This is a genomic window from Mesorhizobium sp. WSM3626 (assembly GCF_000513935.1).
GTDB classification, from domain to species: Bacteria; Pseudomonadota; Alphaproteobacteria; order Rhizobiales; family Rhizobiaceae; genus Mesorhizobium; species Mesorhizobium salmacidum.
This window is the reverse complement of sequence record NZ_AZUY01000078.1, coordinates 1-15,843: the sequence shown is the minus strand read 5'-3', so window position 1 is coordinate 15,843 and position 15,843 is coordinate 1. Positions and strand designations below refer to the sequence as shown.

Annotated in this window: 19 protein-coding genes and 1 pseudogene; 9 read left to right on the top strand and 11 right to left on the bottom strand. The window is 62.1% G+C overall.

What is annotated here, in order from left to right; translation table 11 throughout:
* From M653_RS1000000136415 to M653_RS0130480, 3 genes are all read right to left on the bottom strand, one after another.
* The coding region (locus tag M653_RS1000000136415; RefSeq protein WP_156938326.1) for a transposase at window positions 1-222 on the bottom strand (222 nt) is incomplete at its 3' end.
* 78 nt (window positions 223-300) lie between these two features.
* Window positions 301-1,272: a glycosyl transferase family 90 gene (locus M653_RS0130485; RefSeq protein WP_027146691.1), complete on the bottom strand. Its 972-nt coding sequence runs from the start codon at window positions 1,270-1,272 to the stop codon at window positions 301-303.
* A 254-nt stretch (window positions 1,273-1,526) separates the two neighbouring features.
* Window positions 1,527-2,498 carry a glycosyl transferase family 90 gene (locus tag M653_RS0130480; RefSeq protein WP_027146690.1) on the bottom strand — a complete coding sequence of 324 codons (972 nt, stop codon included), beginning with the start codon at window positions 2,496-2,498 and terminating at the stop codon, window positions 1,527-1,529.
* Between the two features lie 198 nt (window positions 2,499-2,696).
* Between M653_RS0130480 and M653_RS1000000136410 the strand changes: the two genes are divergently transcribed.
* Window positions 2,697-2,843 (top strand): hypothetical protein, encoded by a 147-nt coding sequence (locus M653_RS1000000136410; RefSeq protein ID WP_084637067.1) that lies wholly within the window; start codon window positions 2,697-2,699, stop codon window positions 2,841-2,843.
* 60 nt (window positions 2,844-2,903) lie between these two features.
* Here M653_RS1000000136410 and M653_RS1000000138290 read toward each other — a convergent pair whose 3' ends face one another.
* Window positions 2,904-3,164 (bottom strand): DUF982 domain-containing protein, encoded by a 261-nt coding sequence (locus M653_RS1000000138290; protein ID WP_027146689.1) that lies wholly within the window; start codon window positions 3,162-3,164, stop codon window positions 2,904-2,906.
* 103 nt (window positions 3,165-3,267) lie between these two features.
* Window positions 3,268-3,936, bottom strand: a complete 669-nt coding sequence (locus M653_RS0130460; protein ID WP_027146688.1) for a GntR family transcriptional regulator — start codon at window positions 3,934-3,936, stop codon at window positions 3,268-3,270.
* 115 nt (window positions 3,937-4,051) lie between these two features.
* Between M653_RS0130460 and M653_RS0130455 the strand changes: the two genes are divergently transcribed.
* Window positions 4,052-5,311, top strand: coding sequence for a multidrug efflux MFS transporter (locus M653_RS0130455; protein WP_027146687.1), 1,260 nt, complete (start codon window positions 4,052-4,054; stop codon window positions 5,309-5,311).
* A gap of 36 nt (window positions 5,312-5,347) precedes the next feature.
* Window positions 5,348-5,713: a DUF423 domain-containing protein gene (locus M653_RS0130450; RefSeq protein WP_027146686.1), complete on the top strand. Its 366-nt coding sequence runs from the start codon at window positions 5,348-5,350 to the stop codon at window positions 5,711-5,713.
* 15 nt (window positions 5,714-5,728) lie between these two features.
* Here M653_RS0130450 and M653_RS1000000137470 read toward each other — a convergent pair whose 3' ends face one another.
* Both M653_RS1000000137470 and M653_RS1000000137465 read right to left on the bottom strand, forming a co-directional pair.
* A complete protein-coding gene (locus tag M653_RS1000000137470; RefSeq protein ID WP_084637064.1) occupies window positions 5,729-5,878 on the bottom strand; it encodes a hypothetical protein in 150 nt (49 codons plus the stop codon).
* Between the two features lie 57 nt (window positions 5,879-5,935).
* Window positions 5,936-6,079 carry a hypothetical protein gene (locus M653_RS1000000137465; protein ID WP_084637062.1) on the bottom strand — a complete coding sequence of 48 codons (144 nt, stop codon included), beginning with the start codon at window positions 6,077-6,079 and terminating at the stop codon, window positions 5,936-5,938.
* 165 nt (window positions 6,080-6,244) lie between these two features.
* Here M653_RS1000000137465 and M653_RS0130435 point away from each other — a divergent pair, with 165 nt between their 5' ends.
* Window positions 6,245-7,321 carry a substrate-binding domain-containing protein gene (locus tag M653_RS0130435; RefSeq protein ID WP_027146685.1) on the top strand — a complete coding sequence of 359 codons (1,077 nt, stop codon included), beginning with the start codon at window positions 6,245-6,247 and terminating at the stop codon, window positions 7,319-7,321.
* A gap of 18 nt (window positions 7,322-7,339) precedes the next feature.
* Here M653_RS0130435 and M653_RS0130430 read toward each other — a convergent pair whose 3' ends face one another.
* Window positions 7,340-8,602, bottom strand: a complete 1,263-nt coding sequence (locus M653_RS0130430) for an OpgC family protein (RefSeq protein WP_027146684.1) — start codon at window positions 8,600-8,602, stop codon at window positions 7,340-7,342.
* Between the two features lie 199 nt (window positions 8,603-8,801).
* Here M653_RS0130430 and M653_RS0130425 point away from each other — a divergent pair, with 199 nt between their 5' ends.
* Both M653_RS0130425 and M653_RS1000000138180 read left to right on the top strand, forming a co-directional pair.
* Window positions 8,802-9,467, top strand: coding sequence for an alpha/beta hydrolase (locus M653_RS0130425; RefSeq protein WP_027146683.1), 666 nt, complete (start codon window positions 8,802-8,804; stop codon window positions 9,465-9,467).
* A 58-nt stretch (window positions 9,468-9,525) separates the two neighbouring features.
* Complete coding sequence (locus tag M653_RS1000000138180; RefSeq protein WP_084637060.1) at window positions 9,526-10,263, top strand: calcium-binding protein; 738 nt, start codon at window positions 9,526-9,528, stop codon at window positions 10,261-10,263.
* Window positions 10,264-10,332: 69 nt separating this feature from the next.
* Here the strand turns inward: M653_RS1000000138180 and sthA are convergent, their stop codons facing one another.
* The gene (gene sthA / locus M653_RS0130415) at window positions 10,333-11,721 is read right to left on the bottom strand and encodes a Si-specific NAD(P)(+) transhydrogenase (RefSeq protein ID WP_027146682.1); all 1,389 of its coding nucleotides are present in this window, start codon (window positions 11,719-11,721) and stop codon (window positions 10,333-10,335) included.
* A 202-nt stretch (window positions 11,722-11,923) separates the two neighbouring features.
* On the opposite strand from sthA, the gene M653_RS0130410 reads away from it, so the two are divergent.
* The 3 genes from M653_RS0130410 (at window position 11,924) to M653_RS0130400 (ending at window position 14,322) form a co-directional block, all read left to right on the top strand.
* Window positions 11,924-12,394, top strand: a complete 471-nt coding sequence (locus tag M653_RS0130410; protein ID WP_027146681.1) for an RDD family protein — start codon at window positions 11,924-11,926, stop codon at window positions 12,392-12,394.
* Window positions 12,395-12,533: 139 nt separating this feature from the next.
* Window positions 12,534-13,292, top strand: a complete 759-nt coding sequence (locus M653_RS0130405; protein WP_027146680.1) for an arginyltransferase — start codon at window positions 12,534-12,536, stop codon at window positions 13,290-13,292.
* A gap of 133 nt (window positions 13,293-13,425) precedes the next feature.
* Window positions 13,426-14,322 (top strand): DMT family transporter, encoded by an 897-nt coding sequence (locus M653_RS0130400; RefSeq protein ID WP_027146679.1) that lies wholly within the window; start codon window positions 13,426-13,428, stop codon window positions 14,320-14,322.
* Window positions 14,323-14,337: 15 nt separating this feature from the next.
* On the opposite strand, the gene M653_RS0130395 is transcribed toward M653_RS0130400, so the two are convergent.
* Both M653_RS0130395 and M653_RS1000000138000 read right to left on the bottom strand, forming a co-directional pair.
* Window positions 14,338-15,555: an AI-2E family transporter gene (locus M653_RS0130395; protein WP_027146678.1), complete on the bottom strand. Its 1,218-nt coding sequence runs from the start codon at window positions 15,553-15,555 to the stop codon at window positions 14,338-14,340.
* Between the two features lie 156 nt (window positions 15,556-15,711).
* A pseudogene (locus M653_RS1000000138000) lies at window positions 15,712-15,843 on the bottom strand (IS110 family transposase); the annotation flags it as partial.

Here is a 15,843-nt window from a genome sequence, read left to right as displayed (position 1 = left end):
AACGCCCATTTCGATCCAGCGATAGTAGCGCCGCTTCACGGATCGATAGTCGCCGAGCCGCTCGGGTAGATCACGCCAGCGCCCACCCGAGCGGGCCATCCACAGCAGGGCATCGAGGAACTTCCGGTTGTCGGTGCGCGGGCCGCGCTTGCCCTTCGTACCGCCAGGCACAAANCNCTTGATCCGTTCCCACTGATCCTCTCGAAGCGCATCGCAGTCNATCGCTNACCTCNAAAAATCAGCGTTGAATCTGATTTGCCCTTCCTTGGGAATCCCAACCCGTTAAATCGTCACTACGCCCTAGGTCCCGATGAACCGCCAGAGCTCGGGATCGGGTTCGATCTGGCCGCTGAGCACGAAATATTTGTAGAGGACGAGGAGGGAGATCGCCTGCTCGTCCCGTTCATTGGAAAATTTGCGGCAATAGGCATTGGCCGCGGCGATGATGCGCTCCGCCGCGGCCGGATGCTGCTCGAAATAATCTACTTTTTCACGAAGATCGGAGAAGTCCGGGTCGAGCGGCGCATAGTGGACACCGGCCTCGAGCTGGCTCTCACCAAACCATGTTTCGTAGGTCGGCGGCGGCATCAGACAGAGCGAGTTGGAATTCATGATCCATTTGAGGTTGGTCGCCACGTCATTGCCCTCCAACGAGACGATGTAGCGATAGCGCAGATGCTGGCTGATGCTGAGGAAAGGCTTGCTGTACTCAGCCGGTGCACTGCGCTTGTGCGAACCGACGTCGCAGAACGGCAAGCCACGCGCGAAATCCAGGAACCGTGTCCTGATCGGATTGTTGAGGTCGCCGCGCCAGACCACGACCGGGCGTTTATCGGCGAAGGCGACGGTGTCGACGGGCATGTGGAAGTGGCGAAACTTGTTGAACTTCATAACGACAGCGTTGCCGTTGTCGACGCTGATCGGCCGATCCTTGACGAGCGTCGGCAGCTTGGGCACGCCTTTGACGTCGCCGAACTTCAGGTCGATGAGCAATGACGGATTGAAATAGCGGGCAAATTCCTTCAGGTCATAATAATACATGCTCGGTTCAAACGGCATCTTGTCGATGCGCACGGCATCCGGGCTTGGCGTAAAAGCGTTCTGCAGCTTGTTGTAGTAATTCAGCCGCCGGCGCACGGCTTCATCCGAGAGCCTGGCCTGTTCCAGGCGGCCCGCCAACCGTCGTCGGAAGATCGCCTGGGGTGCGATATCGCGCATGACGTTTCGCGCGTAGTAGAAGACCCTTGCCGTCGTCCGTTGTATGGTGGCCATCGTTCTCGTAGTCTAAAACAAGCGCCACTAAACAGACAACAGCCGGGATGGTTCCCGCAGCGTGATTGCGCATCGTTAGTGCACGCATTCCGGCAGTGCCCGAACACGTGATGGCCGGCCTGGACGAGACGCGCCGGGGATGCCGCGGCAACTACAGCATGTCGCGGCGAATAGGATTCGCCCGACCTGCTGTAAGCTTCTGATTTTATGCATGTCGTTATCCTGGAACCGAGGACACTTCCGGGCGACATGCATTAGCCCGTTATGTAGCGCCACACCTCGGCATCAGGTTTGATCTGGCCAGAGAGCACGAAGTATTTGTAGAGCACCAGCAGGGAGATCGCCTGTTCGGTCCGCTCGTCGTCGAATGTCCGGCAATAGGCGTTCGCGGCGGCGATGATGCGCTCTGCCTTGGCCGGGTGCCGCTCGAAATAGGCGACGTTTTCGGCAAGATTGGAGAAGTCTGCCTCTAGCGGCACATAGTGGACATTGGCTTCGAGCTGTCGCTCGGCAAACCATGTCTCGTAGGTTGGCGGCGGCATCAGGCAAAGCGACTTCGAGTTCATGATCCATTTGAGGTTGGTCGCCACATCATTGCCCTCGAGCGAGACGATGTAGCGATAGCGCTGGTGCTGGCTGATGCTGAGAAAAGGCTTGGCGTATTCCGCCGGCGCGTTCGGCTTGTGCGAGCCGACATCACAGAACGGCAGGTCGCGCACGGCTTTCAGGAATCTTGTCCTGATCGGATTGTTGAGATCGCCGCGCCAGACCACGGCCGGCAGCTTGTCGGCGAACGAGATGGCGTCAGCCGGCATCTGGAAGTGGCGAAACTTGTCCAGCTTCATGATGATCGCATTCTTGTCGTCGTCACGGATCGGCCGATCCTTGACGATCGTCGGCACCTTCGGCACACGCCTGACGTCGCCGTATTCGAGATCGATGAGCAAATCCGGATCGAAGTAGCGGGCGAATTCCTTCAGGTCATAATAATACATGGTCGGCGTGAAGGGCAGCTTGCTGATGCGCTTGGCATTGGCGCTTGGCGCGAAACCTTCCTGCAGTTTGTTGTAGTAATTCAACCGCTGGCGCGCCGCCCCACCGGAAAGCCTGGCCCTTTCGAGACGGCTGGCCAGCCTGGCGCGAAACAGCGCTTGCGGAGCCACGTCGCGCGCGACGTTTCGCGCATAATAAAAAACTTTTGCTGCGGTCCGCGAAATTGTGGCCATCGGTCACTTGATCAAAACAAACAGGCAGCTCTCAATTCATTGGCGCCCCGGGTTTCCTACATCATTGTGGCGCCCATCTGGCAAGCCCCGCATCTCTTCGACACCAGCGTCCACGCATTGTCGCTTCGGCTGTTGTGTTTGACGGCTAATGCTCCTAGGCAGGTCCAGGGCCGCAAGGCAGTGACAAAAGGAGCCGATATGGCGCGAGCACCAAACTACGATCAGGAACGCAAGGAGCGCGACCGCCAGAAGGCGGCCAAGAAGGCTGAAAAACTGGCGGCCAAGGTTGCCGCGCGCGAGCGTTCGAAGCCTGAGACCGAGACGGAGACCGAAACCGAGGAATAACGGCATGCGGCCCGCGAATACGGGCCGTGCCTCAATCCGAATTGTCGGTATCAGCCTATGTCAGGCTGGCGCCTTGTCGCTGATGAAAACATCCACCTCCCGCGCCGCGGCGATGAAAGCGCGTCGGGCATTCATCGCCGGCTTGTCGCCGGCGAGTGCGTCGTGGCAGGCCTGCAGCGCCGCACGATGCTTGGCGCTGCGCTTGCCCGGCCAACTGTTGAGGAGGTAATCGGAAGCCTCCCTTGCCGAACGCAAGAGCTGAGTGCTTCCCGCCGTGACGGATTTGACGGTCACGGGTGTTTCAAAGCGATTGTTTTCCATCGCCGCTCTTACGCCATCGGCTTGCATGAAGCGAGGCTGAAAGTGCGCTTCGCGTCGGATGCCGCCTGTTTTCCGGCGAGCGGGCTGCCGCGCATAGGCCGTACTAAGCGGCGACGACGGCAAATCCCCTCGCGCGAAGGCCACGTCGGTCGTTGGCAAGCGACGTCACCAGCCGGTCGCGGCTGCCGACGATGTGGGCCGACAGGAGCCGCGCGGCTTCATCGGCCTGAGCAAGGCGTGTAGCGGCTAGGATGGCGCGATGCTCGAGCCAGGCACGGCCAAGGGCCGTTTCGTCACGCACTTCCAGCCAGCGGGCGCGCGACAGGCGCGTCATGGCGTCACGAACCGCCCGGAACAGGAATTCGTTGCCGGAGAGCCGCGCCAGTTCGATGTGAAAATCCATGCCGACACGATGCCATTCCTCGCGCGGGGTGTTTTCGTCGCAGGAATCGAGCATCGCCTCGATGACATCGATGGCGCTCTTGTCCGCTTGCCCGCATGTCAGCCGCAGCGCCGCGACCTCGACCGCCTCGCGATAGACCGCAATCTGCTCGAGCTCGGCCAAGTTGATTGGCGAGACCGTCCAGCCGCGCCCGTCCCTGCCGACCAGCCCCTCGGTCTCCAGCCGCAGAAGTGCCGCCCTGACCGGCGTGCGCGAGGCGCCGAAACGGCCTTCGATCCAGCGTTCGGTCAGCCGCTCTCCCGGCCCGATCTCGAGCGCCAGGATCATCTCGCGAAGCTGCCGTTCGACATTCTGCATCATCTGCGACATCGCGCATCCTTTCCGAAGCCGCATTGACAGCAACCGGCTTGAAGTTCATGACGGATACCAGGTTGGTATCCCAAAATGGTATCCGCAACAAGCACTGATACCGGGCAGGCAGGACATGACGCAGGAAGACACGCGGCAAAGCGGCTACAACATCCATTGGCGGCGCAATCTCGCCGTCTGTTTCGCGGGGTCGTTCAGCACGCTCATTGCCATGACCCTGCTCTTGCCCTTCTTGCCGCTCTACGTCGAACAGCTCGGCGCACAGGGTCATGCCGCCATCGTACAATGGTCCGGCATCGCCTATGGCGCCACCTTCTTCGCCGCGGCGATGGTCGCGCCGTTGTGGGGACGCCTGGGCGACCGCTACGGCCGCAAGGTGATGCTGGTGCGCGCCTCCTTCGGCATGGCGATCTGCATGTCGCTGACGGGCATGGTCGAGACGGTCTGGCAGTTGGTGCTGCTGCGCCTGCTGATCGGCTTCGCCGGCGGCTATTCCTCGGGTTCAACCATATTGGTGGCCATGCAGACGCCGAAGGAGCGCTCCGGCTGGGCGCTTGGCATCCTGTCGGCGGGCATCACGGCGGGCTCGCTGGTCGGCCCGCTGCTCGGCGGCGTGCTGCCGCCGGTGATCGGGATTCGCGCCACCTTCCTCTTGTCGGGCGGGGTGATCTTCCTCGCCTTCCTGGCGACGACCTTCCTCATCAAGGAGAGTCCGCACCCGAGCCCGAGGGCTGCCAAAGCCGCGTCGGCGACAAAACAGAAAAGCGGCTGGTCGCAGATCCCGGACAAGCGCCCGGTCGTGGCCATGCTGACCACCGGCATGCTGCTCGCCTTCGCCACGATGTCGATCGAGCCGATCATCACCGTCTATGTGCAGCAGCTCATCGAGGACCAGAACCGGGTGACGCTCGTCGCCGGCGTGGTAATGTCGGCGGCCGCCCTCGGCACCATCTTGTCGGCGTCCTGGCTCGGCAAGCTCGCAGACCGGATCGGGCACTGGAACGTTGTCGTGGGAGCGCTGGCCGTCTCGGCGCTGTTGCTCGTCCCGCAGGCTTTTGTCACCAACAGCTGGCAGCTTATCGGCCTGCGTTTCCTGATGGGCTTGGCGCTGGGCGGCCTCCTGCCCTGCATCACCAGTGTCATCAGGCACAACATCCCCGACGGCGTCGGCGGCAACGTGCTTGGCCTTGCGATCTCGGCACAGTATGTCGGCCAGGTCGCGGGGCCGCTGGCCGGCGGTTTCGTCGGCGGCCATTTCGGAATGCCGGCGGTGTTTCTCGGCACGTCGGTGCTAATGGCGCTCGGTGCCGCCTACAACTGGATCGTCCAATCGCGGCGGACGCGGCATATGGCGCTGGAAGCGGGCAAGCCCTGAGCTTGCCTGACCTGCAAAAGAAGGAGCACGCCGACCATGAACCTCGCCAATCCAAACGGCAGCCGGCTCCTCGTGCTTGCCGGCGGTCTCGTCGGCGCGGCGGGGGTGGCGCTTTCGGCAGCTGCCGCGCATCGCGGCGGCGCCTTCACCGGCACGGCCGCGTCATTCCTCCTGATGCATGCGCCGGTCTTTCTCGCCATTGGCCTTATCGGAGCAAACCGCTGGCTGCGCATCGCAAGCCTCGTTCTGCTCACCGGGCTGCTGCTCTTCGCGGGTGATCTTCTCGCCCGCGATTTCTGGGGCTCAAGACTGTTTCCGATGTCGGCGCCGATCGGCGGCACCCTGCTCATTGCAGGCTGGCTGGCGATAGCGATTTCGGCCGTGGCGCGTCCACGACCCTGAAATGATCGCTCCACGTCAATCCTGGCGGCGTTCCGGGCGGACCCAAAGTTCGCGATCGCGCGCGGCGGGTTTTGTCCGGCGCCGCGCCTCCGGTCGCTCCGTGGCCGGCGCGATGCCCCAGTAGTTGCGATAGATGTCCTCGAACAGATGTTTGATGGGGTGCATGACTCATCCTCCTTGTTTTTGAATCGATCCAATTCACGAGTGCGAAAAAATGGTTGATCAGCCCCGCTTGCGGGACACGAGGAAGCGAAGGTCGCGAACCCATGGACCGGCTTCACCACGGCGCCTGACTTTGTTGGCGGCTGTCCTGACATTCCAGTCGTTGCGATAAATGTCGTCGAACAGATAGTTGACAGGATGCATGGCGCTTCTCCCCTCCGGTTAAACAAGCAGGCCAAGCCTGCCATTTGGATCGATTCAAGCATACGACTCCGGCCATGGCAGGTCAAGCAAAATTTGAATCGATCCAACGAAAATGCTAGATGCGACCCAGGAACGTGCTAAATGCATGTCAGGAGGCACGCGCAAATGGCGTCACTCACCGCAGGCAATCGACGACCCGTCCGACTGGCCGATATCGCAAAGGCCGCCGGTGTTTCGCACGGCACCGCGTCCAATGTATTCAGCCGCCCCGAGATCGTGCGCGAGGAAGTCCGCGACCGGGTTCGCGCGGCAGCCGAGGCAATGGGTTATGGCGGACCCGATCCAAAGGGCAGGCTGCTGCGGGCCGGCAAGGTCAACGCCATCGGCGTTGCCACCGCCGAGCCCCTCTCCTATTTCTTCGACGATCCGTTTGCGCGCGTTATGATGGCAGGCATCTCGCAGGCTTGCGATGCGACGGGAGCCGGCATTTCCCTGGTCTCGGCCGCCAACAACGAGCAGCTTGCCTGGAACATCCAGAGCGCCCTGGTCGACGGCTTCATCGTCTTCTGCATCGAAGGCGGCTCGCGCCTGGTGGAGTTGGCACGCGAGCGCAAGCTTCCCTTCGTCGCGCTCGACCTCGATTCCGAGGACGGGTCGGTCGCCGCGATCGGTGTCGACAACATCGCCGGCGCCGGCATGGCGGCCCGCCATCTCACCGATCTCGGACATCGCCGCTTCGCCGTTCTGGCCCTGCCCTTCGCCGACGACAGGACAGGCCTTGTTTCGGCCGAACAGGTCCGGCAGGCAACCTATGCAGGGACGCGCGACCGCCTCACCGGCTATCTCCGGGAGCTTTCGCGGGTTGGCATCGATACATCCAAAGTATCCGTCTACGAGACCGCCAACGACGTGGCGAGCACGAAAGCAGGGCTCGAAACCATCTTCGCCTCCGACGCACCTCCCACCGCCATCCTGGCCATGTCGGACAGAATAGCCCTGGTGGCGCTCGAATGGCTGAGCGCACGCGGGCTCAACGTGCCTGACGATGTTTCCGTCGTCGGGTTCGACGGTGTTCCGGAAGCAGCGGTGTCCGAGCCGCCATTGACCACGATCGCCCAGCCGATTGCCGAGATGGGCCGCCTTGCCGTCAGGGCGATCCTGGAGAGCGACGGACCGGTCAGCCGGCAGCAGCTGCCGGTCGAACTGATCGTGCGGGGCTCGTCGGGTCCGCCCCGCGGTTGAACCGCACACCCGAACCGACTACCGATTGGCTCTTGCCATGGCAGAGAGGCCCAAAGGCGCACGAACCGGCGCGGGATCCTTTTGGGCCGTGCGGGCCTTGCCCGAACCGCCGATGGCCGACAGCCATTCGAGATAGAAGGCGAGCGCGAACTGCATGGCAATGCCGGCCGATATCAGCAGGCTGTCATAGACGAACCCGCCCGGATTGATCACCTTCATCACCTGCGCGACCATGGCGATCACCGTGCCGGAGATGAAGACCGGCAGCGATCGTTTGCCCAGTATCGCCAGCGGATGGTCGGGGCTGGTGCGCAACAGGCCGGACAGCGCCGGCAGGGCGACGACGAGATAGCTGACCGCCAGGATGTGCAACAGCCGCGGCAGCGACAGGAAGGTCTTGTCGAAGCCGCCGATCACCACCGGCAGGTTGAACCACGTTATATGTCCCCAGAGCGGGCTATGCACCCACACCAGCGCCGCCAGCACATAGGCGGCGGCCGCGCCGATCAGCCAGCGGTTGACCGGAATGACACCGCCGCGCCTGACATGCAGCATGGCGGCAAGGCCGATGTTGAACAGGAACTGCCAGGACAGCGGGTTGAGGAACCAGAAGCCGGGTTCGGGATAATTGGGCGGCGCGATCTGCCAGATTCCGGCAACGAGCCACAGCGTGCCGGACAGGAGAAGGGCCGCGACGGGCCTGTAGCTGACAAACAGCACGAAGGCCGGCGCCATCAAAAGCAGCGCTGCATAGACCGGCAGGATGTTGTTGTAGCCCAGCTGGTGGCCAAGCGTGACGATGCCGACCAGCACTTGCGGCGTGTCCTTCATCAGCGGCTCGATATTGATGAGCTTCAGCAGTTCCGGCCGCTTGGCAAACACCGCCACGGCGCAGAACAGAGCCATCACCACCATCGTCGTCACGATATGGGCGACGTAGAGCATGGCCGCCCGCCGCCACATCTTCAAGGTCGCCAGAAGCCGGCCTCCCGGCCGGAATTTCGTGCCGTAGGCGAGCGCGACCGAGATGCCGGAAATCAGCACGAACGCTTCGGCCGCATCCGAAAAACCGAAATTCTTGTAGGTCAGGGCCTCGAAAGCCGTGCCCGGCACATGGTCGATGAAGATCGTGAGCAGGGCCAGCGCGCGCAGTACATCGATACGCGTGTCGCGTTCCAAAATACGCGAATCGCGATCTGGGATACGCAACTCGCGATCTGGGATACGCGAATCGCGATCTGGGATACGCAAATCGCGATCCGGCGAAACAGGGGTGGTCATCGACAAAAGGCCTCAAAGCTGGTTGTTCATGTCCAGCAATGCGACCCCCGACGCACCGCTTCGATTCCTCCCGCAGGGAGTGTATCGGCGCAGAAACGGGCTGGAATGCGCCTGGTTCAATCAACTTTCGCGGAGCATGAAAATATTGCGTTTTGAAGCCGGCAAATTGAGCGAAACCTCATATAATCAATGGGATGATATGATTGGCGCCAGTGTCGAAAATGGTCCGCTGATGCTGGACCTGGCCTTTCCCTATCGTCTCCTCGGCGCCGGCGACAGCGGCCGTGAATGCCTGTTCCTGCTGCATGGATCGGGTGTCGACGAGACAAGCATGGTGGCGCTGGCGAGACGCATGGCACCAGATGCCGCACTGGTCGCGGTGCGTGGCCGTATCCCCCAGGAGGACGGTTTTCGCTGGTTCGAGCGAATCTCACCCACGCGCTTCGACCAGGAAAGCATCCGTGTCGAAACCGCCACGTTCGCGGCATTCGCAAGAGAAGCCGCCGCGCGCCACGGGCTTGATCTAGATCACGCGACATTCCTTGGCTATTCGAACGGCGCCAATCTGGTTTCAAGCCTGATGCTGCTGCATCCCGGCATCGTCCGCAGCGCCGCGCTGTTGAGGCCAATGCCTGTGCTCGACCAGGTCCCGGCGACGGACCTGATGGGCACACGGACATTGATCATTGCCGGAGCCGCCGACGAGACCTACGGGCCTTTCGCGCCGGCGCTGGTGACGCTGCTCAGCCGGCACGGCACGGAGATCGACGCCCGGATTGTTCCATCGGGCCACGAAATCGGCAACCCGGACGCCGCGATCGTCGAGCGATGGCTGGCGGGGATCGGCGGCGACCGAGTTGGTTAATCTCCGAGACAGCTGTGCGTGATAAACGTCCGGCGCATCGCAGGAGAGCTGTGCTGAGATGGCGAGAGCAAAAGCCAGGGTAATATCGCAAATAGTCGCCGGACTCTTCCTGGTCATCGCAGAAATACTGGTTTTCTGGGGACCAGGCTCCAAACCGATATTCCGCATCGGCACTAGAGCCAACGACTATAGTTCAGGAAGCACCAGGGCGGACGAGATCTATGGTGAAAAGGGTAATGACCGCATGGTCGGCTTCGGCGGTGGCGATTTCCTCTATGGCGGAAGCGGAGACGATACGTTGATTGGCGGAGACAGCGCTGATGCATTGCTCGGCGACGACGGTAACGACCGCCTCGACGCTGCTGGCGGCGACGACTATCTAATTGGGGACGCAGGGGAGGACGTGCTGATTGGCGGTGATGGCAATGACACGCTGGAAGGCGGTGCCGGCAACGACCATCTTAACGGCGGCGCAGGCAATGACAAATTCGTCCTCAACCTGGCGCCCGATGCTTCAAACAATGTCGACACGATTGCCGATTATTCGGTGCCCGATGATACTATATTCCTGGCGCGTGGGTCGTTCATGAGCCGGACGGAGGGCACGCTGCCTCCTGAAGCATTTCATATCGGGGCAGCAGCCACCGATGAATCACAGCGCATTCTCTACGATGCGAGCAATGGCTGGCTCAGTTGCGACCCCGATGGCACCGGAACACGGTCCGCGATCCACATCGCGACAATGTCGCCTGGCCTCGGCCTGACAAACGCCGACTTCGTCATTACCAGGAACTAGACCTGGCGCGGCATAGCTATTCCTTGCTTGCGTTGAACTCCACTCAAGGAGGGCATGCCGGCCGCCGCCCTAACCCCGCCCCATCCTGTTCCAGGCGTCGAGGCCGGCGATCTTGTAGGCTTCCGCAAGCGTCGGATAGTTGAAGGTGTTGTTGACGAAGAAGTCGACCGTGCCGCCGAGGTTGATCACCGCCTGGCCGATGTGAATGAGTTCGGTGGCGCCCTCGCCGACGATGTGCGCGCCGAGCAGGCGTCGCGTCTCGATCGAGAACAACAGCTTCAGGAAGCCGGTGTCGACGCCCATGATATGGCCGCGCGACGTCTCGCGGAAGCGCGCGACACCAACCTCATAGGCGCCGCCGCTTTGGCGTACCTGTTCCTCGGACTGGCCGACCGTAGATATCTCCGGCACCGCATAGATGCCGTAGGGAAAGGTCTCCGGCGGCGCCGGCAGGGTCACGCCAAAGGCATGGCAGGCGGCCACCCTGCCCTGCTCCATCGAGGTGGAGGCGAGGCTCGGAAAGCCGATGACGTCGCCGGCGGCGTAGATATTGGCCACGCTGGTCTGGAAGGTCTGCGGATCGACCTTGATACGGCCCCTGGAGTCGGCTTCGATGCCGACCACGTCGAGGCCGAGGCTGCCGACATTGCCGGTGCGGCCGGCGGCGTAGAGCACGACCTCGGAGCGGATGGTTCGGCCATCGGCCAGTTCCACCTCGGCGGCTTCCGGCTTGGAGCGGATTTCCTTAACCGCGCTGCCCAGCCTTATCGTCATGCCGCGGTCGCGCATCTGGTGGATGAAATCGTCGACGATCTCCCGGTCGACGAAATCGAGGATGGAGTTGCGCGGCTCGACCAGCGTCACCGGTACGTCGAGCGCGGAAAAGATCGTGGCGTATTCGACGCCGATGACGCCGGCACCGATCACCGTCAGCGTGCGCGGCAGCCGGTCGAGTTCAAGCATCTCGTCGCTGTCGAAGACACGGGTCTTGTCGAAGGGCACGTCGCGCGGCCGATGCGGCCTGGTACCGACGGCGATCAGCGCGTTGGCAAAGCCGACTTCGCTGTAATCGCCATTGTCCGATGTCAGACTGACCTTGTTGGGGCCGAGAAATTTCACCGCCGCGCGCGCACTTTTGACCGTGTTTCGCATGAACTGGTGTTGCAGCACCTCGACCTCGTGGTCGAGCGTCTTGTGCAGGCGCTCGATCAGGTCGCCGACCGCGATATCCTGCTTGACCCGATAGCCGCGTCCATAGAAGCCGCGCTCGCGCCAGCCCGAGAGGTTGAGCACGGTTTCGCGCAGCGTTTTCGATGGGATGGTGCCGGTGTGCACAGAGACGCCACCAAGACGCCGGCCCCGGTCGACCACCAGCACCGATTTGCCGAGTTTGGCCGATTGCACCGCCGCGCGGCGGCCCGAGGGGCCGCTGCCGATGACCAGCATGTCGTAGTCCATATTACCCCGTCCCCTCGGCGTCTTGTGGCGCCGCAGCAAGCTAACGCCATCCACGCTGCAAATTCAACCGGTTCAGACCGTCAGCCCGTTCTACCCTGCCCCGATGCGCGCGGCGAAACGGCCCGATCTTGATTCCGCCATGAGCCTTCACCATTTCTGAGGTGGGCGCAGGCTAAGCAGGCCCCTGTTACGAGGAAATGACATGGACGCTCGCGTTCTCGACGGCGAAATCATCGACACCCGGCTTGACGGTGTCAGGGCTTATGAAGGCGTGCGCACAAGGCGCATCCTGGCTTTCGTGCTCGACTATATCATCGTCGCCCTGCTCACCATTCCGTTCGCCATCCTGGTGTTCTTCCTCGGGCTTTTGACCCTCGGTCTTGGCTGGATGCTGTTTGGCGTCCTGGTGCCGGCAGTCGCCATCCTCTACATCTGGAACACACTTGGCAGCGCCGACCAGGCTACTACGGGCATGAAGATGATGGGCATCCGCCTCGACCGTCTCGACGGCAGGCCGATCGACGGCCTCACGGCGGTCGTCCATTCCGTGCTGTTCTGGGCCGGCAACGTCATCCTGTCGCCGCTGGTCCTGCTGGTGACCCTGTTCTCCGACCGCAAGCGCACGCTGCACGATCTTTTGCTCGGCACGGTCGTCAGCCGCACTGGCCGCTAAAACCGACCCTCAAGAGAAACCGCAGCCCCTTGAGCGCAAATGTGAAGGTGTTCAGTCAACCGCACCTTCACTATCCTATTGAATTTTTCGCCGCCGGAGCCAAAGGTAGAGCGATTCGAAGGAGTGTTTCCAAGGCTCGATGACGCAGCACCCGACCCAGTCGCCGCAGTTTTTCCTGACCGCGCCGTCGCCGTGCCCCTACCTGGAGGGCCAGTTCGAGCGCAAGGTGTTCACGCATCTGGTTGGCGACAAGGCCTCGGAGATGAACGACCTGCTCACGCAAGGCGGCTTCCGGCGCTCGCAGAACATCGCCTACAGGCCAGCCTGCGAGACCTGCCGTGCCTGTGTATCCGTGCGTATCCTGGCTCAGGAATTTACCGCCAGCCGCAACATGAAGCGCGTGCTGCAGCACAATTCCGACCTCGTCGGCGCCATGCACAATGCCGAGCCGTCGACCGAACAATATTCGCTGTTCCGCGGCTATCTCGATGCCCGCCATCGCCGCGGCGGCATGTCCGACATGACGGTGCTCGACTACGCCATGATGGTCGAGGATACCCATGTCGACACCAAGGTGATCGAATACCGGCGGCGCGGACCCGATACTTTCATCACCGGCAAGGGCCAAGGTGAACTCATCGCGGTGGCGCTCACCGACGAGATGGCCGACGGCCTGTCGATGGTTTATTCCTATTTCAATCCCGATTTCGAAAGCCGTTCGCTCGGCACGTTCATGATCCTCGACCACATCGCCCGTGCCAAGGCGATGGGACTGCCCCATGTCTACCTTGGCTACTGGGTCAATGGTTCACGCAAGATGAATTATAAGATGCGCTTCATGCCGCAGGAGCATCTCGGCCCAAAAGGCTGGGAGCGCTATACCAACGAAGCGGTCTGACGCTGAGTTTTCCCACGATCCACGCTTAACTGTTTCAAGGCAGGGGATGCTGGTCTTTCAGCCGCCCGGATGGAGAGAGTGCGCGATTGCGCCGGTCGGCCATCGCCTGCAATTCAATTGCGAAAGTTCCTGCATGTCCTCTCACCATGACCACCAGAAGGGCCTTCTGATAACCGCCATCGGCGGACTGATACTGACCGTCGACATACCGTTGATCCGCCTTGCGGATGGCGGCGCGTGGACGATCCTCTTGCTGCGGACCGGAACTACTTTCATCGCCGCGATGATCATCTGGTCGGTCTGGCGCGCGCTGAGCCGGAATGTCCCGCCGCTCATCCCCGGCTGGTCCGGGCTGATCGTGGCGATATGCTATGGACTAACCTCGATCACCTTCGTAACCGCGGTCTTTCATACCTCGACCGCCGATCTGGTGTTCATCCTGGCCTTCAACACCGTGTTTGCCGCACTGCTGTCCTGGATATTCCTGAAGGAAAGACCGCGGGCAGTGACGATCGTGGCGATGCTGGTCATGATCCTCGGCGTGCTGGTCATCGTCGGCGGTTCGGTCGGCACCGGCAAGCTGTTCGGTGACTTCATGGCGCTCTGCTCGGCTTTCTTCATCGCGGTCGCCATCACCATCTCGCGCGCCAGCGGCAAGGATATGGGATTCACATCGCTCATAGGCGTCCTTCTGCCGCTTGGACTGGCCGCCTTCATGGTGACAGGCGAAGGCTTCCACGTGAACGCGCCATGGTGGATCATCTTCAACGGCGCCGTCATCATGCCGATCTCGTTCTTCTGCCTCGCCGCAGGGCCGAAATACATTTCGGGACCGGAAGTGGCGATGTTCTACCTGCTCGAAACGGTGCTGGCGCCGATCTGGGTGTGGATGATCTTCGCCGAGACGCCGACCCGCAATAGCCTGATCGGCGGCGGCATCCTGATCGTCACGCTGGTCGCGCATTCGCTCTGGCAGCTGCATGATGGGCGCAGGCGCCGGGGCGACCTTGCGGTGCACCATCCGGCCTAGATTTGTCCGAAATCCCTATCCGGCGCTCGCCTTCTTCGCGGCGCTTGGTTCGGGCAGGACGTCGATCTGCGGACCCGCCTCGATCTCGGCGGCAGAGCCGTCCGCCGTCTCGTCTGCCATTTCCACCTCGCGCAGCCACTCGCGCCAGATCGCGACCAGCAGCGCCATCAGCACCGGGCCGATGAACAGGCCGAGAAAACCCATCGTCTTGACGCCGCCGATCAAGCCGAAAAAGGTTGGCAGGAAGGGCAGTTTTATCGGTCCGCCCACGAGCTTGGGGCGCAATGTTTTGTCGACGATGAACAGCTCGACCGTTCCCCATATGAACAGCGCCAGGCCCGCCATCGGCGAGCCGCTGGCGGCGAGGTAAATCGACACCAAGGTAAAGGACAGCGGCGCACCGCCGGGGATGAGCGCCATCACGCCTGTCAGCGCGCCCAGCGTCACAGGCGACGGCACGCCGGCCAGCCAGTAGGCGACGCCCAGCACCAGACCCTCGCCGATGGCAATCACGGTCATGCCGGTCACGGTCGAGGAAATGGTCGCCGGCACGACGCGCGAGATCCGCTCCCAGCGGGTCGGCAGGATGCGTTCACCGAGGCGGTCGATCTGGCCGGCGAAATTCTCGCCATCGCGATAGGCGAAAAACAGGGCGATCATCATGAACAGCAGCGTCAGAAAGAGGCTGAAAGCGCTGCCGCCGGCGGCGAGCGCGCCGCGGTAGATGCTGCCGATATTGGCGCCGCTGACCAGCTGGATCAGTTCGCCGATGCCGCCGGGATGGCCGAGATTGGTCGTCCACTGCTCGTTCAGCCACTCACCCACCACAGGCAGGGTGGCGATCCAGTGCGGCGTCACCGCACCGTGCCGATTGGTCTCGATCGCCCAGCCGACCCACTCACGCACCTCGTTGATTGCATAGGTGCCGGCAAGCGCGATCGGTATCACCAGGAAGGCGAGGATGAACAGGATGGCAAATGTGGCGGCGATGGTTCGGTTACCGCCGACGCCGACCAGCAGGCGCCGATAGAGCGGCCAGCTGGCGAAAGCGATGACGAGCGCAGCCAGCACCGGGAATAGGAAACCATGGAAGAAATAGACACCAGCGGCAACGATCAGCACCAGCAGCCAGCGCGCCGCCGACAGCGGCGGTATGACGGCCGACCGAAGCGGTGTGGACAGCCCGAAGAGGCGCTGCTGCCGTTCCGGTTTCTGGATCTTTGCTTCCTTCAAATGCCCTGTTCTCCCNGACCCGTCCGGTCAGTTATGCACTGATATAGTGCAGCAATCGTGACGATAGTCCAAATGGTGATGGTGGCGCTGTGTTCCCTTCTCCCCCTGTGGGAGAAGGTGTCGCCGAAGGCGACGGATGAGCGACTATCTGAGGTGTCAAGTTGCATTTGCGAACTCGCTTCGCGCATCGCGTGCTTTTGCATTGAGAATGACGAGCAGCTTTCTGGCGAGAGCGATGCGGATGACCATCTTTTCCTTTCCGGCGGCCTGCAACCTTTGCTGGAAAGC